Here is a 19606-nt window from a genome sequence, read left to right as displayed (position 1 = left end):
GTAAATCATGCGACCCCGTTGTGACTGACACACCGGGGTCGTCTGATTTGCTGCCGGTTCCCGGCAGATCGCGGGACAAGCCTCGCTCCTACAAGTTTTCGATATACCTGCGAGAACCCCCATGCCCCAATCCCGTCCCTATCGAGTCGCACTCAACGGTTACGGCCGTATCGGCCGCTGCGTCTTGCGCGCGCTGTGCGAACGTGGTGCCAAGGCCGGTTTTGAAGTAGTGGCAATTAACGATCTGGCCGACATGGCTAGCCTCGAATACCTCACGCGCTTTGATTCGACACACGGCCGGTTCCCCGGTGAAGTACGGGTCGAAGGCGATTTTCTGCACATCAATGATCACGTCATCAAAGTGTTTCGCAGCGCGACGCCCGAAGGTATCGACTGGGCCGCTTTGGACATTGATCTGGTGCTCGAATGCTCCGGCGTCTACAACACCCGTGCCGACGGCGAGCGCTTTCTCGCTGCCCGCGCGCCGCGTGTCTTGTTTTCGCAGCCGATGGCCAGCGAGGCCGATGTCGATGCCACTATCGTCCATGGCATCAACCAGCACACGCTGACCGGGCATGAACTGCTGGTATCCGCGGCCTCCTGCACCACCAATTGCAGCGTGCCATTACTGCAATTGCTGAATCAGGCGTTGGGCCTGGAATACATCATGATCACCACCATTCACTCGGCCATGAACGACCAGCCGGTGATTGATGCCTACCATCACGAAGACCTGCGCCGTACGCGCTCTGCCTTTCAGTCGATTATTCCGGTGTCCACTGGTCTGGCGCGTGGGATCGAGCGGCTGTTACCGGAACTTGCGGGCCGAATTCAGGCCAAAGCTGTTCGAGTGCCTACGGTCAACGTCTCGTGCCTGGACATCACGCTGCAGACTGCCCGTGATACCGATGCACTGGAGATCAACCGCATTCTTCGCGAGGCCGCCACCAGCGGCCCGCTGAAAGGGTTATTGGCTTACACCGAATTGCCGCACGCCAGTTGTGATTTCAACCATGACCCTCATTCGGCCATTGTCGATGCCAGTCAGACCCGGGTGTCCGGCCCGCGACTGGTGAACCTGCTGGCCTGGTTCGACAATGAATGGGGTTTTGCCAATCGAATGCTGGACGTCGCGGAGCACTACCTGCGCGTCTCGCAACAACAACAGTAAAAACAGGGAAAGCCTCATGACCGTGTTGAAGATGACCGATCTCGATCTGCAAGGTAAGCGTGTACTGATCCGTGAAGACCTCAACGTCCCGGTCAAGGACGGTGTCGTCACCAGCGATGCACGTATTCTTGCTTCGCTGCCGACCATCAAGCTGGCGCTGGAAAAGGGTGCGGCTGTCATGGTCTGCTCCCACCTGGGTCGTCCGACCGAAGGTGAATTCTCCGCCGAAAACAGCCTCAAGCCAGTAGCTGAGTACCTGAGCAAAGCCTTGGGTCGTGAGGTCCCGCTAGTGGCCGATTACCTCGACGGTGTCGACGTCAAGGCCGGCGAGATCGTGCTGTTCGAGAACGTGCGCTTCAACAAAGGCGAGAAAAAGAACACTGACGAGCTGGCGCACAAATACGCCGCTCTGTGTGATGTGTTCGTGATGGATGCCTTTGGTACCGCTCACCGCGCGGAAGGCTCGACCCACGGAGTCGCCAAGTTCGCCAAAGTCGCAGCCGCTGGCCCGCTGCTGGCCAATGAACTGGATGCGCTGGGCAAAGCACTGGGCGCACCGGCCAAGCCAATGGCTGCCATCGTTGCTGGCTCCAAGGTTTCCACCAAGCTGGATGTGCTCAACAGCCTCAGCACCATTTGTGACCAGTTGATCGTCGGCGGCGGCATCGCCAACACCTTCCTCGCGGCAGCCGGGCATAAAGTCGGCAAATCGCTGTACGAGCCAGACCTGCTGGACACCGCGCGCGCCATTGCGGCCAAGGTCAGCGTGCCGTTGCCGGTCGACGTGGTGGTTGCCAAAGCCTTCGCTGAAGATGCTGAAGCCACCGTCAAGCTAATTGCCGATGTTGCCGACGACGACATGATTCTCGATATCGGCCCACAGACCGCCAAGCAGTTCGCCGAACTGTTGAAATCTTCCAAGACTATTCTGTGGAATGGCCCGGTTGGCGTTTTCGAGTTCGATCAGTTCGGTGAAGGCACCAAGACGCTTGCCAAGGCCATTGCCGACAGCTCGGCATTCTCCATTGCAGGCGGCGGCGACACGCTGGCGGCCATTGATAAATATGGCATTGCCGATCAAATCTCCTACATTTCTACCGGTGGCGGCGCGTTCCTCGAGTTCGTCGAGGGCAAGGTGCTGCCTGCCGTGGAAATCCTGGAACAACGCGCCAAGGCCTGAATATCAGGCTTTGGAGAAGGGGAGTCAGATGGTCAAGCCACTACCACTATTGCTGATAGCGGGTCTGCTGGGCGGTTGTGCCAGCAAGCCTGAAGCCGAGGAGGCGCAGCCGGCGGGAAGCGAGTTGCTTCATGTCAGCTGCTATCAAGCAGGCTGGCAGGCTGAAACCGTGCCAGTGGTTTATAAGCGCGGTGGTCCCGAGTTCTGGGAAAAGTATGACTTCATGCCGGCCGTTGGGCCTGTAGCCTGCCGATAGGCGCGGTAATTGCGTGTGATTAGTGACGTATCAATGACCCAGGAGTGGTAATGAAAGGCTTGATTGCCCTTGCGATACTTGCAGTGCTGGGCGGTTGCGCCAGCATGACAGCCTCCAAACCCGCCGAGCCATGGACCCATTGGGTGTGTGACAGCAAGGCTGAAGTCTTCTGGCGCTATGCAGACCCGGCCAAGAAAGAGGTCGATGTGCGCTTGAACCAGAGCGAGCAGGTGTTTCGGCTTCAGGCTGAGCCCGGCGCGTCCGGCACGCTGTACAGTAATGGCGTGCTGGCATTCGACAACAAAGGTAGCGAAGGCCTGGTTTACTGGGACGCGACCAACGATTTGATCGGTCGAGGCTGCAAGGCGCAGTAACCGCTTTGTACTCTGATCGATGCAGCACCGGGCTTGTGATTTATACGCCCCTATAATTTGAACAGCAGCCGCCGACACGGCAGGCATGCACGATCAACGACCCCACCGGGAGAGAAAAAGACAATGGCACTTATCAGCATGCGCCAGCTGCTGGACCACGCAGCCGAATTCGGCTACGGCGTCCCCGCATTCAACGTGAACAACCTGGAACAGATGCGCGCCATTATGGAAGCGGCTGACAAGACCGATTCCCCGGTGATCGTTCAGGCTTCGGCCGGTGCGCGCAAATACGCCGGCGCACCTTTCCTGCGCCACTTGATCCTCGCGGCAATCGAAGAATTCCCGCACATCCCGGTGGTCATGCACCAAGACCACGGCACCAGCCCTGACATCTGCCAGCGTTCGATCCAGCTGGGTTTCAGCTCGGTGATGATGGACGGTTCCCTGCGCGAAGACGGCAAAAGCCCGGCCGACTACGACTACAACGTCGACGTCACCCAACGCGTTGTGGCCATGGCTCACGCCTGTGGCGTTTCGGTTGAGGGCGAGCTGGGTGTGCTCGGTTCGCTGGAAACCGGTATGGCCGGTGAAGAAGACGGTGTCGGCGCAGAAGGCATGCTCGATCACAGTCAAATGCTGACCGATCCGGAAGAAGCCGCTGACTTCGTCAAGCGCACCAACGTCGATGCCTTGGCCATTGCCATCGGCACCAGCCACGGCGCTTACAAGTTCACCAAGCCGCCAACCGGCGACATCCTGGCGATCGAGCGCATCAAAGAAATCCATAAGCGCATTCCCAACACTCACCTGGTGATGCACGGTTCGTCTTCCGTGCCGCAGGAATGGCTGAAAATCATCAACGAATACGGCGGCGACATCAAAGAAACCTACGGTGTGCCGGTCGAAGAAATCGTTGAAGGCATCAAGCACGGCGTGCGTAAGGTCAACATCGACACCGACCTGCGTCTGGCCTCTACCGGCGCGATTCGCGAGTTCATGGCGAAGAACCCGAGCGAGTTCGACCCACGTAAATATCTGGCGAAAACAGTCACCGCCATGCGCGACGTCTGCATCGCCCGTTACGAAGCGTTTGGTACAGCTGGCAATGCTTCCAAGATCAAAGTGATCTCCCTGGAAGGCATGTTCGAGCGTTACGCCAAAGGCGAGCTGAACGCGAAGGTCAATTGATCTGAGGCTCGGCTAAAAAAGAAGCCCGCAGTGATGCGGGCTTTTTTTGCGTGGGATTTGGAATCGCATGCGTTCTCCGTAGGAGCTGCCGAGGCACGAAGGCTGCGATCGCGGTCAGCCTGACACAACGCAATCGCAGCCTTCGTGCCTCGGCAGCTCCTACAGGGTCAGCGTTGTGGCGGTAGGCCTATTACGCGTCCGATGTAGGCGGGCGCAAGTTGATCAGCCTGCCCGGCCAGAATCCCGCTCAGTTGTTCGAGCGACTGCTCATTGAATGGCGCCGATTTCGCTCCACCCGCCAGGTCCACATGCAACAGCATCTGCTCGCTCGCGGCTAACGTTTCATCCACGCCCGCCCGGTGCAGGCTGTGATAGAGGTGCACGCGCTTTGTATCGTGGGCGACGATCTGGGTGCGAACCTCCACTTGTTCGTCCAGCTTCACCTCGTGCAAATAATTGATGTGCGCTTCCAGAGTGAACAGCGAATGGCCGCTGCCTTCGCGGTTACTGCTGTCCAGGCCGATCAGGTCCATGAACGCATCGGTGGCGTAGCTGAAGATCAGCAGATAAAACGCATCGCGCAGATGGCCGTTGTAATCGACCCAGTCTTTGAGGACTGGGGTTTTGTAGGTGGTAAGAGTTGGCATAAAAAGTACCGGGTTAGTGATGGCTCCCACGCTCCGCGTGTAGCACAACCCGTGACGCGCTGCGTCACATCAGCGGACGCCGAGCGTCCAGAAAGGCGTTCCCACGCAGAGCATGGGAACGATCACTGTGACTATTCGCTAAACGCCATCCCATGTTTCTCCTTGGTCTTTTTCACCGCTTCCAGCACCGCCAGCAGGCAATCATCGCGATAACGCTCAAGCGCTGCGATGCTGTGGGTGCCGAGCTGATCCGTGGTGCCATCGACCACATCATCAATCAGTTTGTCGGTCAGCTCCGGTGCGGGCAGGTAAGTCCAGGGCAGTTTCAACGCCGGGCCAAACTGCGCCATGAAATGCCGCATCCCGGCATCACCACCCGCCAGGGTGTAGGTCATGAAGGTGCCCATGAACGACCAGCGCAGACCCGCACCAAAGCGGATCGCGTCGTCGATCTCACCAGTGGTTGCGACGCCGTCGTTGACCAGATGCAGCGCCTCGCGCCACAACGCTTCGAGCAAACGGTCGGCGATAAACCCCGGGACTTCCTTGCGCACGTGCAGCGGTCGCATGCCAAGCGACTCGTAAACCTGCATAGCCGCTTGAACGGCCTCCGGCGCCGTGTTCTTGCCGCCCACCACTTCTACCAACGGCAGCAAATACACCGGGTTGAACGGGTGACCTACTACACAGCGCTCGGGGTGGGTCGCGCTTTCGTAGAATTCTGAAGGCAGCAGCCCTGAGGTACTGGAACCGATCAGTGCATCGGGCTTGGCTGCAGCGCTGATTTTGCTGTGCAGATCAAGTTTCAGCTCCAGCCGCTCAGGGGCGCTTTCCTGAATGAAGTCCGCATCGCGGACGCACTCCTCAATCGTTGCCACGAAGCGCAGGCGATCTTGCGAAGCGCCGGCGGCCAAGCCTTTTTGGGTCAGAGCGGGCCAGGCATTGGCGACGCGCTTGCGCAGGGCCGCTTCAGCGCCGGGCGCCGGGTCCCAGGCCACGACGTCCAGGCCGTGAGCCAAGGCCCGCGCGACCCAGCCGCTGCCGATAACGCCGCTGCCCAGTGCCGCGAAGGTTTTGATGTGGGTGATGAAGGTCATGTGGATTACTCGAAGAGGTTCGGCTGATTCTTGTAGGAGCGTGGCTTGTCCCGCGATCGACCGGGCACCGGTCGTCACCATTGCGCAATCGGTATTACAGGCACACCGTATTCGCCGGATTTACTGACGCTTCGCGTCAGATCGCGGGACAAGCCACGCTCCTACATGGATTGATGCAGGATTAAAAGCGCTTCTTCAGGCCCATCTTCACGCGCCCTTCTGCCGGGGTCATGACCCGCGCACCCAGGCGGCTGAGGATTTCGCTGGCGCGTTCCACCAGTGCGCCATTGCTCGCCAGCACACCTTTATCCAGCCAGATGTTGTCTTCCAGTCCGACCCGCACGTTACCGCCCAACAGCACGGCTTGCGCCGCCATCGGCATCTGCATGCGACCAATGCCGAACCCGGCCCAGACCACGTCGGCTGGCAGATTGTCGACCATCGCTTTCATGCTCGTGGTGTCGGCGGGCGCGCCCCACGGGATGCCCAGGCATAACTGAAACAGCGGATCGTCCAGCAGGCCTTCTTTCATCATCTGCTTGGCGAACCACAAATGCCCGGTGTCGAAAATTTCCAGCTCAGCCTTCACGCCCAGTTCCTGAATCCGCTTGGCGCCGGCACGCAGTTGCGCCGGGGTGGACACGTAAATGGTGTCGCCGTCGCCAAAGTTGAGGGTGCCGCAATCCAGTGTGCAGATTTCCGGCAGCAGCGCTTCAACGTGAGCCAGCCGCGCCAAAGGGCCAACCAGATCCGTATTCGGCCCAAAATCCGTCGGACGTTCGCCCGCACCGATTTCCAGGTCGCCGCCCATGCCTGCGGTCAGGTTGACGATGATGTCGATGTCCGCCTCACGAATGCGATCCATGACTTCGCGATACAGCTCAACGTCGCGGCTGAACTTGCCGGTCTCAGGATCGCGTACGTGGCAATGCACCACCGTCGCCCCCGCTTTTGCGGCTTCAACCGCAGCGGCAGCGATCTGCTTGGGTGTGATCGGGACCAAGTGGCTTCGCCCGGTCGTGTCGCCAGCACCGGTCAGTGCGCAGGTGATGATGACGTCGTGATTCATGTTTGGGTTCCTTGCAGGCCAGGTTCGGTCGGTCGTGCAGGCTTTTGCTGCCCGCTTTTGAGATGCAAAGCTACGCAGCTCAAGGCCAGTTAAAACGCACAGCGGCGACAAGCTCTTGCACAGCAGCGACCTGCACAGTTGCCGCGGTTCGGGAGTAGGTGTATTGCTGCTCCGTCTGTGAACTTGATTCTGTGCAGGAGCGCGCTTGCCTGCGAAGAAGCTCAGTCTGGAATGAATTTTTTGACTGACACACCATAATCGCGGGCAAGCGCGCTCCTACAGAAACCGTGGTGCCCTCTAGGATTTTCTCCAACGATGTCCCAAGACTTTTACTTTCTGTTGATGCCCGGTTTTTCGATGATGGGCTTTGTCTCGGCCGTGGAACCCCTGCGTGTCGCCAATCGCTTCGGTGGCGAGTTGTACCGCTGGCACATCCTGAGCCTCGATGGCGGAGCTGTGATTGCCAGCAATGGCATGTCGGTCAACGCCGATGCAGCGCTGGAGCCGCTGAAGAAGGGCGCGACGTTGTGGGTCATGGGCAGTGTCGATCCGCTCAAGTTTTGCACGCCAGCGCTGGAGCACTGGCTGCGCCGCCTGGATCACGAAGGTGTCACGCTGGGCGCTATCGATACCGGTGCTTTCGTGCTGGCCGAAGCAGGTCTGCTGGACGGTTATCGTCTGACCTTGCACTGGGAAGCGCTGGACGCCTTGAAAGAGTCCTACCCCAAACTGCAGGCCACGCAAGAATTGTTCGAAATTGATCGCCGCCGGATTACCTCGGCGGGAGGGACGGCGTCCATCGACATGATGCTCGACCTGATCGGCCAGGCCCACGGGCCGGATCTGTCGATCAAGGTCTCCGAGCAATTCGTGCTGGGCCGCATCCGCCCGCGTAAAGACCACCAGCGCATGCAGATTGCTACGCGTTACGGCATCAACAACAAGAAACTGGTGCAAGTGATCGGGGTCATGGAGCAACACACCGAGCCGCCGCTGAGTACGCTTGAATTGGCGGAGGGCATTCAGGTGACGCGTCGCCAGCTTGAGCGACTGTTTCGGCTGCACCTGAATGACACTCCGAGCAATTTCTACCTCGGCCTGCGGCTGGAGAAGGCTCGACAGCTGTTACGTCAGAGCGACATGAGCGTGCTGGAAGTCAGCATTGCCTGTGGCTTTGAATCGCCGTCTTATTTCACTCGTAGCTATCGAGCGCGCTTTACGCAGTGTCCGAGGGAGGATCGACGTGAAAAGAAATCGTCAGCCTGACGCCCCTGTAGGAGCTGACGACCAGCGGGAGGCTGCGATGCAATCTGTCTGGCACACCGCAATCGCAGCCTCGCGGTGCTCGTCAGTACCTACAAAGTTGCGTTCACTTCCCGACTTTCATCAACGCCGAACACGCCGCTTTATAAGCTTCATGTTGATACTTGTTCAGCGCCGCAGGCAGTTCGAAGTTGTGCTTTTTGAACTGCGCGTTGATGGTCTGTGGCGACAACAGCGTCACCTCACAGCCTTCGAGCAACTGAAAGATCGTCTCGATCTTGAAAGTGGTCGGGCCGCCGGCGAATTCGCCTTTCTTGCTGCGCTTCTTGATGGCGATCTGTGTGATGTCGTTGTCGCGCACGAATTTGCCGATCAATGCGCTGAAGGCTTTGACGTTAGCCGACTCATCGTCGTCTTCGAGGGCGATTTTCTTGGTGGCCAGTGGCAGGTGTTCGAGTGCGCCGGTTGCGCGGGAGGCGACAGCGAAAATGGCTTCGCTGCCTTTGATTTCTACGCCACAGATTTTCATGGGGATGCCTTGAGCTCGTGAAGGGCGTCAGGGTATCTCATTTGACGATCAGTCCGACTGGGCGATGGTTTCCAGGTATTCGGAGCGCTCGTCGCTGGTGCGCGCCAGGCAATCGTTCTGGCTGATGTTGTAATCCTTGGTGCCTGGCTTGTCGGGGAACACCTCGACGGCGCAATCGGCGTCACGCAGCTTTTTCCACGCTTCCTGCGCCACTTTCAGTTTGCCAGTGAACTCGTCAGCCTGAGCCTTGTTGGCACCGAACTGGGTCTGCACCCGTTCCATCAGGTTCTGGAAGTTCTCATCGAGCAATTTGACGGCGGTATCGCGGCTGTACACCGAACATTCCAGCGTCTGCTTGTCTTCGTCGACGCCGTCGCACGGCGTCGAATCCGGGTCCTGCGCGGCGTGAGCGCCTGTCGCAAATAGAGCCAGAGCCAGCAAAATCGTTTTCATTGCGTCGTCCCGATCCAGTGATGCGTCGGATTCTCGCCCAAGCGCGAGCCAAAGAACAGTTATCAAACGCAGGCAGCAGACGCGCGCCATCACCCTTTGTCGTTTCTTGACGCTTTCGGCAAACCCCTTGTCGTTTTTGCACCCGGCTTCCATGACCCTCAGGCATATGCTGGCCCCAAAGCGCCGGCAGACGATTCGGCGCGTGATTAGCCTAAAGGGGACAGCCTGATGAGCCCAGCCGAATTGCACGCCGACAGCATCGTTATTGACGGGCTGATCATTGCCAAGTGGAACCGTGAGCTGTTCGAAGACATGCGCAAAGGCGGCCTGACCATGGCCAACTGCACGGTGTCGGTGTGGGAAGGTTTTCAGCAGACCGTCAACAGCATCGCTTCCAGCCAGAAACTGATCCGCGAAAACAGCGACCTGGTGATTCAGGTGCGCAACACCGCCGACATCCGCAAGGCCAAGGAGCTGGGCAAGACCGGCATCCTGTTCGGCTTCCAGAATGCCCACGCCTACGAAGACCAGATCGGTTATGTCGAGATCTTCAAGCAGCTGGGCGTTGGCATTGTGCAGATGTGCTACAACACCCAGAACCTCGTCGGCACCGGTTGCTACGAGCGTGATGGCGGGTTGTCGGGTTTCGGTCGCGAGATCGTCGCCGAAATGAACCGCGTTGGTGTGATGTGCGACCTGTCCCACGTCGGCTCCAAGACCAGCGAAGAAGTCATCCTCGAATCCAAGAAGCCAGTGACCTATTCCCACTGCCTGCCTTCGGGTCTCAAAGAACACCCGCGTAACAAATCCGACGCCGAACTCAAGTTCATCGCCGACCACGGCGGTTTTGTCGGCGTGACCATGTTCGCGCCGTTCCTGGCCAAGGGCATCGATTCGACCATCGACGACTACGCCGAAGCCATCGAATACGTGATGAACCTCGTCGGCGAAGACGCCATCGGCATAGGCACCGACTTCACCCAGGGCCATGGCCAGGACTTCTTCGAATACCTGACCCACGACAAGGGCTACGCCCGCCGCCTGACCAGCTTCGGCAAGATCATCAATCCGCTGGGCATCCGCACCGTCGGCGAGTTTCCGAACCTGACGGAAACCCTGCTCAAGCGCGGTCATTCCGAGCGTGTCGTGCGCAAGATTATGGGCGAGAACTGGATGCGCATCCTGGGCGACGTCTGGGGCGAATAACGCTCCCAGACACTGAATCTTTTCCCTCTGCCATTCGCGTAGAGGGCATTAACTGAATTTTCCGGAGTTAAGTTTCCATGGCTAAAATCGCCCCGCAATTGCCAATCGAAGTCGACAGCGAAACCGGTGTCTGGACTTCCGATGCCCTGCCAATGCTGTACGTGCCACGCCACTTTTTCGTCAACAACCACATGGGCATCGAAGAAGTCCTCGGCGCTGATGCCTACGCCGAAATTCTCTACAAGGCCGGCTATAAATCCGCCTGGCACTGGTGTGAGAAAGAAGCCGAATGCCACGGCATTGAAGGCGTTGCGGTGTTCGAGCACTACATGAATCGTCTGTCCCAGCGCGGGTGGGGCCTGTTCAAGATTCAGGACATCGATCTGGAAAAAGGCACTGCCAGCGTCAAGCTTGAGCACTCCGCCTTCGTTTACGTCTACGGCAAGGTCGGTCGCAAGGTCGACTACATGTTCACTGGCTGGTTTGCCGGCGCCATGGACCAAGTGCTGGAAGCCAGCGGCAGCAAAATCCGCACGGTGGCCGAGCAGGTTTACGGCGGTTCGGAAGAAGGCCACGACGACGGCCTGTTCATCGTCAAGCCGTTGTAAGTCGAGGTTTCTGTCATGGCTTTTGAAGCGATGTTTCAACCGATTCAAATCGGTAAATTGACCATCCGCAACCGCGTGTTGAGTACCGCGCACGCCGAGGTTTATGCCACCGATGGCGGCATGACTACCGACCGCTACGTGAAGTACTACGAAGAGAAAGCCAAGGGCGGCATCGGTCTGGCAATCTGCGGCGGGTCCTCCAGCGTAGCCATCGACAGTCCTCAAGGCTGGTGGAAATCGGTCAACCTGGCGACCGACAAAATCATCCCGCATTTCCAGAATCTTGCTGACGCCATGCACAAGCACGGTGCCAAGATCATGATTCAGATTACCCACATGGGCCGTCGCTCCCGTTGGGACGGCGACCACTGGCCCACGCTGCTGTCGCCGTCGGGCATCCGTGAACCGGTGCACCGCGCGACCTGCAAAACCATCGAGCCGGAAGAAATCTGGCGCGTGATCGGCAACTACGCCAGTGCTGCCGCCCGTGCCAAGGCCGGTGGTCTGGACGGTGTCGAGTTGTCCGCCGTTCACCAGCACATGATCGACCAGTTCTGGAGCCCCCGCGTCAACAAGCGCACGGACGAGTGGGGCGGCAGTTTCGAAAACCGCATGCGTTTCGGGCTTGAAGTGATCAAAGCCGTGCGCAAGGAGGTCGGTCCTGACTTCTGCGTAGGTTTACGTATCTGTGGCGACGAATTTCACCCCGATGGCTTGAGCCACGAGGACATGAAGGAGATCGCCAAGTACTACGACCAGACCGGCATGATCGACTTTATCGGCGTCGTGGGTTCGGGTTGCGACACCCACAACACCCTGGCCAACGTCATCCCGAACATGAGTTATCCACCGGAGCCGTTTTTGCATTTGGCGGCCGGGATCAAGGAAGTGGTCAAGGCGCCTGTGCTGCACGCGCAGAACATCAAGGACCCGAATCAGGCCACGCGCATTCTGGAAGGCGGCTACGTCGACATGGTCGGCATGACCCGCGCGCACATCGCCGACCCGCACCTGATCGCCAAGATCAAAGCCGGTCAGGTGGACCAGATCAAACAATGCGTCGGCGCCAACTACTGCATCGACCGCCAGTATCAAGGGCTGGATGTGCTGTGCATCCAGAACGCCGCGACCTCCCGCGAGTACATGGGCGTACCGCACATCATCGAAAAAACCACCGGCGTGAAACGCAAAGTGGTGATCGTCGGTGCCGGCCCTGCCGGTATGGAAGCAGCGCGGGTTTCGGCTGAACGTGGCCATGACGTGACGCTGTTCGAGAAAAAAGACGCTATTGGCGGCCAGATCACCACGGCTTCGAAAGCGCCGCAGCGTGACCAGATTGCCGGTATCACGCGCTGGTTCCAGCTGGAACTGGCGCGTCTGAAAGTCGATCTGCGCCTGGGCACGGCTGCAGATATTTCTGCCATTCGCGATCTGCGTCCGGACGTGATCGTGCTGGCGGTGGGGGGCCATCCTTTCATCGAGCAGAACGAGCATTGGGGCGCGGCTGAAGGCTTGGTCGTCAGCAGCTGGGACATCCTTGACGGCAAAGTGGCGCCGGGCAAGAACGTGCTGGTGTACGACACAATTTGTGAATTCACCGGGATGTCGACCGCCGACTTCCTGGCCGACAAGGGCAGCCAGGTCGAGATCGTCACCGATGACATCAAGCCGGGCGTTGCGATTGGCGGGACGTCGTTCCCGACGTACTACCGCAGCATGTACCCCAAAGAAGTGATCATGACGGGCGACATGATGCTGGAGAAGGTCTACCGCGAAGGCGACAAGCTGGTGGCCGTGCTGGAGAACGAATACACCGGCGCGAAAGAGGAGCGGGTGGTCGATCAGGTGGTGGTGGAAAACGGCGTGCGGCCTGACGAAGAGCTGTATTACGGCTTGAAGGAAGACTCGCGCAATAAAGGCCAGATTGATATCGAAGCCCTGTTCGCCATCCAGCCGCAGCCGTCGTTGAGCCAGCCCGGTGACGGCTACTTGCTGTTCCGAATCGGCGACTGCGTGGCGCAGCGAAATACGCATGCGGCGATTTACGACGCGTTGCGGCTCTGCAAAGACTTTTAACGAGCGACACCGATCAATGTAGGAGCCGCCGAAGGCTGCGATAAGGTCCGCAGGACCTTCTTGCTTGATGCCGCGTGACCGGTTCCTGGTCGATCGCAGCCTTCGGCAGCTCCTACAAAGACCGTATTTCAGCCCGACCCGTGCAAGACCTGAGGTCTTTGGGAGCTCCACATGTTAAACACCCTTCTTCCCATCCTGCTGTTTGCAGCGCTGGCGTTGGCCGTGCTCGGCGCGGCAAAGCGGGCGATGCTCTGGCGCAACGGTCGCGCGTCCAAGGTCGATCTGCTCGGCGGTTTGCTGGCGATGCCCAAGCGCTACATGGTCGATCTGCACCACGTCGTGGCGCGGGACAAATACATCGCCAACACCCACGTCGCCACGGCGGGCGGGGCGGTGGCGTCTATCGTGCTGGCGATTCTGGTTCATGGTTTTGGGTTGCATAACCGGTTTCTGGGGTACGCCCTTCTGCTGATGTCGGCTGTGATGTTCGTCGGCGCGATCTTTATGTTTCTGCGTCGTCTCAATCCACCGGCTCGCCTGTCGAAAGGCCCGTGGATGCGCCTGCCGAAAAGTCTGTTGGCGTTCTCGGCGTCGTTCTTTCTGGTGACACTGCCGGTCGCGGGTATCCTGCCGGAAGACTTCGGCGGCTGGGTGCTGGCTGTCATCCTCGGGATCGGCGTGCTGTGGGGCGTTTCTGAATTGTTCTTGGGCATGGCTTGGGGCGGCCCAATGAAACACGCCTTTGCCGGTGCCCTGCATCTGGCTTGGCACCGTCGCGCCGAACGCTTTGGTGGCGGTCGCTCGACCGGTTTGAAGCCGCTGGACTTGTCTGACCCGAAAGCGCCGCTGGGTGTGGAAAAACCCAAAGACTTCACCTGGAACCAACTGCTGGGTTTCGATGCCTGCGTGCAGTGCGGTAAATGCGAAGCAGCCTGCCCGGCCTACGCCGCTGGCCAACCCCTAAACCCAAAAAAACTGATTCAGGACATGGTCGTCGGCCTGGCTGGTGGCACTGATGCCAAGTTTGCCGGCAGCCCGTACCCAGGCAAGCCAATCGGTGAACACGGTGGGAATCCGCATCAGCCCATCGTCAACGGTTTGGTGGATGCTGAAACCCTCTGGTCTTGCACCACCTGCCGCGCCTGCGTAGAAGAGTGCCCGATGATGATCGAGCACGTAGACGCCATCGTCGACATGCGCCGTCATCTGACGCTGGAAAAAGGCGCGACGCCGAACAAGGGCGCCGAAGTCCTGGAAAACCTCATCGCCACCGACAACCCCGGCGGTTTTGCGCCGGGCGGACGGATGAACTGGGCAGCAGATTTGAGCCTCAAGCTGCTCAGCGAAGTGAAAACCACTGACGTGCTGTTCTGGGTCGGCGATGGCGCGTTCGACATGCGCAATCAGCGCACCTTGCGCGCGTTCGTCAAAGTTCTGAAAGCTGCCAAAGTCGACTTCGCAGTGCTGGGCCTGGAAGAACGCGACAGCGGCGACGTGGCCCGCCGATTGGGTGATGAGGCTACCTTCCAAATGCTCGCCAAACGCAACATTCAGACGCTGGGCAAATACAGCTTCAAGCGCATCGTTACGTGCGACCCCCACAGTTTTCACGTGCTGAAAAATGAATACGGCGCGTTCGATGGCAACTACCTGGTACAGCACCACAGCACCTACATGGCCGAATTGATCGGCGACAACGCGCTGAACATCGGTCAGCACAAAGGCACCAGCGTGACTTATCACGACCCGTGCTACCTCGGCCGCTACAACGGCGAATACGAGGCGCCACGTGAAGTGCTGCGCGCGCTCGGCATCGAGGTCAAGGAAATGGTCCGTTCCGGTTTCCGTTCTCGTTGTTGCGGTGGCGGCGGGGGTGCGCCGATTACCGACATCCCCGGCAAGCAGCGTATCCCCGACATGCGCATGGAAGACATCCGCGAAACTGGCGCGGAACTGGTGGCCGTGGGTTGTCCACAATGCACCGCGATGCTCGAAGGCGTGGTCGAACCGCGGCCATTGATCAAAGACATCGCTGAGCTGGTGGCCGACGCCCTGTTGGAAGAAGTTATCCCCAGCAAAACTGCTCCTACCAAACGTGAACCTGCGGAGGCCCATTGATGAGCGACATTATCCGCCGCGACCCCCGCGCCGATTGGATCGCCCGCAACCGCCTGCATCCGCTGCACGCGGCCATGCAGCCTGCGCAAAGCAGCTGGATGGGGCCCAACGGCCTGATGCGCAAGAATGTGCACGGCTTGGGTTTCATCGGGCCTAACGGTATCAAGCGAATCGACCGCAGTGGCGCGCAGCAGGGCGGGGCGGTCAAGCGCTCGGCCTCCGTTGAAGTGCAATTGCCGCTGCATCAGGTGGCTGCTCCGGCTTTCTATATCGCCGTAGTGCCGGACATGGTCGGCGGTCGCCTGAGCAGTCACGACCGCGATTTGCTCGGCTTGGCCCACAGCCTTGCCGGCCAGGATGGCGCGGTGTTAGCTATCGTGTTTGGCGAGCATAAAGAGAATGCTTTCGAGACCGCCGGCGTCGATCGCTTATTGGTGCTGGAGGGTGGTGAATTCAGCGGCTATTCCCCCGAGCAGCGTGTGCAAGGGCTACGGGCTGTGGATAACCAGTTCGATCCGCGCCATTGGTTGCTGCCGGACAGCCGTACGGGCGGAGGCGAGGTAGGGCGACGCTTCGCGGCCAGCATCGGCGAGCGCCCGGCGACAAGGGTGTGGCAGGTCAAAGATGAAGTGTCCACAGGGCGTGCGGGCGCAGGGCGTGAAGACCTTGCTCGGCGAGTGTCGCGTTTGATTCTTGCCGCTGCTGAGTGCGCCGAACCGGTTAGCGAAACCCGGCACGAAGCCTTGCCGGTGGAGTTATCCACAACCCTCGCGCGCAGCTTGCCGCGTATCGAAGACCTTGGGGCGGTTGCTGTTGATCCGGCACTTATCCCCATGGCGGAAGCCGAGTTCATCTTTTCAGGCGGTAATGGCGTCAAGGACTGGGATTTGTTCCACCGCACGGCAGTGGCTTTGGGCGCTACCGAAGGCGCCTCTCGCGTGGCGGTGGACGACGGCTTCATGGGACGAGATCGTCAGGTTGGAGCGTCCGGCACCTGGGTAACTGCGCGGGTGTATGTGGCTGTGGGTATCTCGGGTGCGATCCAGCATTTGCAGGGGATTGGCGCGTGCGACAAGGTCGTGGCCGTTAACCTTGATCCGAGCTGCGACATGATCAAGCGGGCCGATTTGTCCGTCATCGGCGAAAGCGCTGCCATTCTCGATGCGCTGATTGAAGCAGTTGAGGAATATCGCAATGGGGCGAAACGTGATGCAGCCTAATAGTCAGCCTGTGGATAAAAGCCTACTGCACGTCATCAGCCTTGTGTCCATTGGTGCGCATCCAACGTCGGGCCGACCTCGTCGCGCCGAACAGGATGCCCGCGCCGTGGAACTCGGTATGCAACTGGCTGGGGATAACTTGCACGTGCTGCACGCAGGTGATCCCAATGAGCCAGCCTTGCGTGCTTATCTCGGTATGGGTCTGGATGAACTGCATGTGCTGGAACAGCCTGCCGGTGCAGATGCATTGCCCGGTTTAGCTGACTACGTCCGCGAATCCGGCGTTCAAGTGGTGCTGACCGGCAGTCAGGCAGAAACCGGCGAAGGCTCTGGCATGCTCCCCTATTTGCTGGCCGAAAAACTCGGCTGGCCTGTAGTAGTTGGCCTGGCTGAGGTTGAATCCATCAGCAATGGTACCGCCCAAGTGCTGCAAGCATTGCCGCGCGGCCAACGTCGTCGGCTGAAAGTTCGTCTACCGTTTCTGGCCACTGTGGATAACGCAGCGCCCAAGCCGCGGCAGAGCGCGTACGGCCCTGCCCAGCGTGGATTGCTGGGGGTAGAAGACGTGGAAGTGGTTATCGACGAGTTGCTCGCAGGAGATCCGCTAAGACCCGCCAAACCGCGACCCAAGCGGCTGAAGGTTATCAAGGCCAAAAGCGGCGCGGACCGCATGAAGGCTGCAACCGCCAAGGCCAGCGGCGGCGGTGGGCAAGTGCTCAAGGGAGTCAGTGCGCAGGAAGGTGCAGCGGCGATTCTCAAACTGCTGATTGAAGAGGGGGTCGTTCGGTAGATCTCACCCTTCAAAGAAAAGGCGCCTACACGGCGCCTTTTTTGCGCCGGATACAATAACTCGTGGCGTTCAGATTAGTTCGTTACCCACAATCGCTGTTGACCCACCTGTGGATAACCTGTTCGGTGATCGCTAGAGATCATGTATTCCGTAGCTTGTAGGGTATTGTACAAAATTTGATCAGGCTATCTACCGGATTTTAAAGGGATTTTATTCAGGATCATCAACGTGGACCCTTCAAAGTTGCGCACATTCTCTGTGAGCGGTTATGTGGATAAGTTGTTCGCTATCGGCTGTGGGCCTCGTAACACAAGGGCTGTAAGGTGTTGATCAATTAATGATCAAATACGATCTAATGTTCTGCTTATCATCACTGCAGGCCTGGGACGGATGAGATATCCCGTTTTTCCACAAGCCGCCGGGATGATGCACGAATTGCGCACATTCTCTGTTGGCTGATCTGTGGATAAGGTGTTCGCTGTCCGCTATAACCCTTTAAGTACGTGCCGTTCAGAGTGTTGATCAAAAAACGTACAGAGGGTTTCGGAAAACAGGTTTTAGAATAAGTCACGGTTTTTTATGGTTTTTCTTACAACGCAGAATCTACTTTCCCACAAAAGCTGTGGGTTGAGCTGTGGATAAGTTGTTTGTGGATGGCTGCGGGGCTCTGCGGGGAGTGTGTTGCGAGGTTTGATCATTTCCCGATCAATTATCAGCGTTGATACCAATAGCGCTTTCGCGGACAGGTCCGCTCCCACAAGTACGACGCAAATCTCATGGGAGTGGATCTCCCACAAGTACGACGCAAATCTCGTGGGAGCGGACCTGTCCGCGAAGAGGCCCGCTCAGGCGCTACATGCCTTATTCGTGATTAACCGCCACACCCTGTAAATACGCCGCGGGCTCGGCGCCCATGTTTTCCAGCAAGCGTGCGCTGTACCAGTCGATGAAGTTGACGACGCCGAACTCATAGGTCTTGGAGTACGGGCCAGGCTGGTAGGCGATGGAGTTGATGCCGCGCTGGTTTTCTTCGGCCAGGCGACGATCTTGGTCGTTAGTGGCGTCCCAGACTTCACGCAGACGAGCAACGTCGTAGTCGACGCCTTCGACGGCATCTTTGTGCACCAGCCATTTGGTGGTGACCATGGTTTCCTGAGCGCTTATAGGCCACACGGTGAAAACGATGACGTGATCGCCCATGCAATGGTTCCAGGCGTGGGGCAGGTGCAGGATGCGCATCGAGCCCAAGTCCGGGTTCTTGATGCGGCCCATGAGCTTGTTGCTGCCCTGTTTGCCGTCCATCGTCATCGACACAGTGCCCTTGAGCAGCGGCATGCGCACGATGCGGTTACGCAGGCCGAAGCTGGCGTGGGCGAACGGGATTTTTTCGGCTTCCCAGGCGGCAGCGGAGGCGGCGACGTGGTCCTTGAACGCCTGATCGGCGCGCGGGTCGGTCACGTCATCCCACTCCAGCAGCGTATTCAGCAGCTCAGGGTGCGAACCGTTGCAGTGGTAGCACTCGCGGTTATTTTCCAGCACCAGCTTCCAGTTGGCTTTTTCCACCAGGGTGGTTTGCACCGCCACCTTGGTGTTCTCCATGTCGTACGGTTCCATGTAGTGATTGAGGGTCTGCAGGAACGCGTCGATGGCGGGCGGGTTTTGCGACAGGCTGATGAAAATATAGCCACCTGCGGTTTTGCAATTGATCGGCTTGAGGCCGAACTGCTTCATGTCGAAGTCAGCGCCCATCTCGGTGCCGGCGTACAACAGACGACCGTCCAGCTCATAAGTCCACTGATGGTAAGGGCACACCAGCTTGGCGACTTTGCCCTTTTCCTTGGTGCACAGGCGCGAACCCCGATGGCGGCAGACGTTGAAAAACGCGTTCACCGCGCCGTCGGCACCCCGCACCACGACAACCGGATTTTTACCGACTTGCAACGTCAGAAAATTACCTTTGGCCGGGATCTCGCAGGTCATCCCCGCAATCAGCCACTCTTTTTGAAAGATTTCCTGCATGTCGATTTCAAACAGCCGCTCATCACTGTAGAAAGGCTGCGGCAGCGAGTACGTGCGCTCGCGGTTCTGCAGCATCTCGGCAGTGGCCTTGCGTGCAGGTTCCAGCGGATCGCCCAAGCTCAACGTTGCGGTGACGTCCATCTTTCAAGTCCTCATGACCGCATCTAATCGGTCGGCGAATGTGGCTAATACGGTTGTGTTTTGTGTCTGGCATGCTTGGCGACGGTGGTTTCTGTCGCTCGGGGTTCGCCGTAAAAAATGCGTAACCATTTAACGGCGAGTGTGGAGCCCGGCGAGGACAGATCCTTATCCATGGGCGACATGGCCGAATCCGTTTCCGAC

At 58.8% G+C, this 19606-nt stretch carries 18 protein-coding genes; 12 read left to right on the top strand and 6 right to left on the bottom strand.

Translation table 11 applies throughout. The annotated features are described in order from the left end of the window. Positions 1-121: 121 nt before the first annotated feature. From epd to fba, 5 genes are all read left to right on the top strand, one after another. Entirely contained in the window at positions 122-1171 is a 1050-nt protein-coding gene (epd, locus tag ACWKWM_RS14310; protein WP_483846762.1) for an erythrose-4-phosphate dehydrogenase, read from the top strand. A 16-nt stretch (positions 1172-1187) separates the two neighbouring features. Next, entirely contained in the window at positions 1188-2351 is a 1164-nt protein-coding gene (locus tag ACWKWM_RS14305; protein WP_483846761.1) for a phosphoglycerate kinase, read from the top strand. A gap of 28 nt (positions 2352-2379) precedes the next feature. After that, positions 2380-2607, top strand: a complete 228-nt coding sequence (locus tag ACWKWM_RS14300) for a hypothetical protein (RefSeq protein WP_483837143.1) — start codon at positions 2380-2382, stop codon at positions 2605-2607. A 50-nt stretch (positions 2608-2657) separates the two neighbouring features. Next, entirely contained in the window at positions 2658-2981 is a 324-nt protein-coding gene (locus ACWKWM_RS14295; protein ID WP_483846760.1) for an MliC family protein, read from the top strand. Between the two features lie 123 nt (positions 2982-3104). Further along, positions 3105-4169: a class II fructose-bisphosphate aldolase gene (fba, locus tag ACWKWM_RS14290; RefSeq protein ID WP_483837141.1), complete on the top strand. Its 1065-nt coding sequence runs from the start codon at positions 3105-3107 to the stop codon at positions 4167-4169. A 167-nt stretch (positions 4170-4336) separates the two neighbouring features. Here fba and ACWKWM_RS14285 read toward each other — a convergent pair whose 3' ends face one another. The 3 genes from ACWKWM_RS14285 to cdhC form a co-directional block, all read right to left on the bottom strand. Continuing rightward, the gene (locus ACWKWM_RS14285) at positions 4337-4816 is read right to left on the bottom strand and encodes a thioesterase family protein (RefSeq protein ID WP_483846759.1); all 480 of its coding nucleotides are present in this window, start codon (positions 4814-4816) and stop codon (positions 4337-4339) included. 131 nt (positions 4817-4947) lie between these two features. Further along, positions 4948-5913 (bottom strand): L-carnitine dehydrogenase, encoded by a 966-nt coding sequence (locus ACWKWM_RS14280; protein ID WP_483846758.1) that lies wholly within the window; start codon positions 5911-5913, stop codon positions 4948-4950. Between the two features lie 181 nt (positions 5914-6094). After that, entirely contained in the window at positions 6095-6982 is an 888-nt protein-coding gene (cdhC, locus tag ACWKWM_RS14275; protein WP_483846757.1) for a 3-dehydrocarnitine:acetyl-CoA trimethylamine transferase CdhC, read from the bottom strand. Positions 6983-7297: 315 nt separating this feature from the next. On the opposite strand from cdhC, the gene ACWKWM_RS14270 reads away from it, so the two are divergent. Further along, complete coding sequence (locus tag ACWKWM_RS14270; RefSeq protein WP_483846756.1) at positions 7298-8248, top strand: GlxA family transcriptional regulator; 951 nt, start codon at positions 7298-7300, stop codon at positions 8246-8248. Between the two features lie 103 nt (positions 8249-8351). Here ACWKWM_RS14270 and ACWKWM_RS14265 read toward each other — a convergent pair whose 3' ends face one another. Both ACWKWM_RS14265 and ACWKWM_RS14260 read right to left on the bottom strand, forming a co-directional pair. Continuing rightward, a complete protein-coding gene (locus ACWKWM_RS14265; RefSeq protein WP_483846755.1) occupies positions 8352-8774 on the bottom strand; it encodes a DUF3010 family protein in 423 nt (140 codons plus the stop codon). Positions 8775-8822: 48 nt separating this feature from the next. Next, on the bottom strand, positions 8823-9227 hold the full coding sequence (locus ACWKWM_RS14260) for a lysozyme inhibitor LprI family protein (protein WP_483837135.1): 405 nt from the start codon (positions 9225-9227) through the stop codon (positions 8823-8825). 228 nt (positions 9228-9455) lie between these two features. Between ACWKWM_RS14260 and ACWKWM_RS14255 the strand changes: the two genes are divergently transcribed. From ACWKWM_RS14255 to etfB, 6 genes are all read left to right on the top strand, one after another. After that, on the top strand, positions 9456-10433 hold the full coding sequence (locus ACWKWM_RS14255; protein WP_483846754.1) for a dipeptidase: 978 nt from the start codon (positions 9456-9458) through the stop codon (positions 10431-10433). Positions 10434-10510: 77 nt separating this feature from the next. Beyond that, positions 10511-11041, top strand: coding sequence for a DUF5943 domain-containing protein (locus tag ACWKWM_RS14250; protein ID WP_483837133.1), 531 nt, complete (start codon positions 10511-10513; stop codon positions 11039-11041). Between the two features lie 15 nt (positions 11042-11056). Beyond that, entirely contained in the window at positions 11057-13117 is a 2061-nt protein-coding gene (gene dgcA, locus ACWKWM_RS14245) for a dimethylglycine demethylation protein DgcA (RefSeq protein WP_483846753.1), read from the top strand. Between the two features lie 171 nt (positions 13118-13288). Next, positions 13289-15235 (top strand): dimethylglycine demethylation protein DgcB, encoded by a 1947-nt coding sequence (gene dgcB / locus ACWKWM_RS14240; protein ID WP_483846752.1) that lies wholly within the window; start codon positions 13289-13291, stop codon positions 15233-15235. Continuing rightward, the gene (gene etfA, locus ACWKWM_RS14235) at positions 15235-16455 is read left to right on the top strand and encodes an electron transfer flavoprotein subunit alpha (RefSeq protein ID WP_483846751.1); all 1221 of its coding nucleotides are present in this window, start codon (positions 15235-15237) and stop codon (positions 16453-16455) included. Before dgcB ends, etfA begins: the two co-directional genes overlap by 1 nt. Then, on the top strand, positions 16445-17245 hold the full coding sequence (etfB, locus tag ACWKWM_RS14230) for an electron transfer flavoprotein subunit beta (protein ID WP_483846929.1): 801 nt from the start codon (positions 16445-16447) through the stop codon (positions 17243-17245). The genes etfA and etfB overlap by 11 nt, the downstream gene beginning before the upstream one ends. Before the next feature lie 861 nt (positions 17246-18106). On the opposite strand, the gene gbcA is transcribed toward etfB, so the two are convergent. Then, the gene (gene gbcA, locus ACWKWM_RS14225) at positions 18107-19405 is read right to left on the bottom strand and encodes a glycine-betaine demethylase subunit GbcA (RefSeq protein WP_483846750.1); all 1299 of its coding nucleotides are present in this window, start codon (positions 19403-19405) and stop codon (positions 18107-18109) included. Positions 19406-19606 lie beyond the last annotated feature (201 nt).

The organism is Pseudomonas rosaeacicularis, from assembly GCF_057128745.1.
Note: the sequence above shows the minus strand (reverse complement) of the source record. Positions and strands in the feature narration are given on the sequence as shown.

Excerpts from the sequence above, each read along its gene's own strand:
- ACWKWM_RS14305 (WP_483846761.1), top strand. The coding sequence starts at position 1,188 with ATGACCGTGTTGAAGATGACCGATCTCGATCTGCAAGGTAAGCGTGTA.
- ACWKWM_RS14255 (WP_483846754.1), top strand. The coding sequence starts at position 9,456 with ATGAGCCCAGCCGAATTGCACGCCGACAGCATCGTTATTGACGGGCTG.
- etfB (WP_483846929.1), top strand. The coding sequence starts at position 16,445 with ATGCAGCCTAATAGTCAGCCTGTGGATAAAAGCCTACTGCACGTCATC.
- etfA (WP_483846751.1), top strand. The coding sequence starts at position 15,235 with ATGAGCGACATTATCCGCCGCGACCCCCGCGCCGATTGGATCGCCCGC.
- gbcA (WP_483846750.1), bottom strand. The coding sequence starts at position 19,405 with ATGGACGTCACCGCAACGTTGAGCTTGGGCGATCCGCTGGAACCTGCA.
- dgcA (WP_483846753.1), top strand. The coding sequence starts at position 11,057 with ATGGCTTTTGAAGCGATGTTTCAACCGATTCAAATCGGTAAATTGACC.
- ACWKWM_RS14270 (WP_483846756.1), top strand. The coding sequence starts at position 7,298 with ATGTCCCAAGACTTTTACTTTCTGTTGATGCCCGGTTTTTCGATGATG.
- ACWKWM_RS14250 (WP_483837133.1), top strand. The coding sequence starts at position 10,511 with ATGGCTAAAATCGCCCCGCAATTGCCAATCGAAGTCGACAGCGAAACC.
- epd (WP_483846762.1), top strand. The coding sequence starts at position 122 with ATGCCCCAATCCCGTCCCTATCGAGTCGCACTCAACGGTTACGGCCGT.
- dgcB (WP_483846752.1), top strand. The coding sequence starts at position 13,289 with ATGTTAAACACCCTTCTTCCCATCCTGCTGTTTGCAGCGCTGGCGTTG.
- ACWKWM_RS14265 (WP_483846755.1), bottom strand. The coding sequence starts at position 8,774 with ATGAAAATCTGTGGCGTAGAAATCAAAGGCAGCGAAGCCATTTTCGCT.
- ACWKWM_RS14295 (WP_483846760.1), top strand. The coding sequence starts at position 2,658 with ATGAAAGGCTTGATTGCCCTTGCGATACTTGCAGTGCTGGGCGGTTGC.
- ACWKWM_RS14280 (WP_483846758.1), bottom strand. The coding sequence starts at position 5,913 with ATGACCTTCATCACCCACATCAAAACCTTCGCGGCACTGGGCAGCGGC.
- ACWKWM_RS14260 (WP_483837135.1), bottom strand. The coding sequence starts at position 9,227 with ATGAAAACGATTTTGCTGGCTCTGGCTCTATTTGCGACAGGCGCTCAC.
- fba (WP_483837141.1), top strand. The coding sequence starts at position 3,105 with ATGGCACTTATCAGCATGCGCCAGCTGCTGGACCACGCAGCCGAATTC.
- ACWKWM_RS14300 (WP_483837143.1), top strand. The coding sequence starts at position 2,380 with ATGGTCAAGCCACTACCACTATTGCTGATAGCGGGTCTGCTGGGCGGT.
- cdhC (WP_483846757.1), bottom strand. The coding sequence starts at position 6,982 with ATGAATCACGACGTCATCATCACCTGCGCACTGACCGGTGCTGGCGAC.
- ACWKWM_RS14285 (WP_483846759.1), bottom strand. The coding sequence starts at position 4,816 with ATGCCAACTCTTACCACCTACAAAACCCCAGTCCTCAAAGACTGGGTC.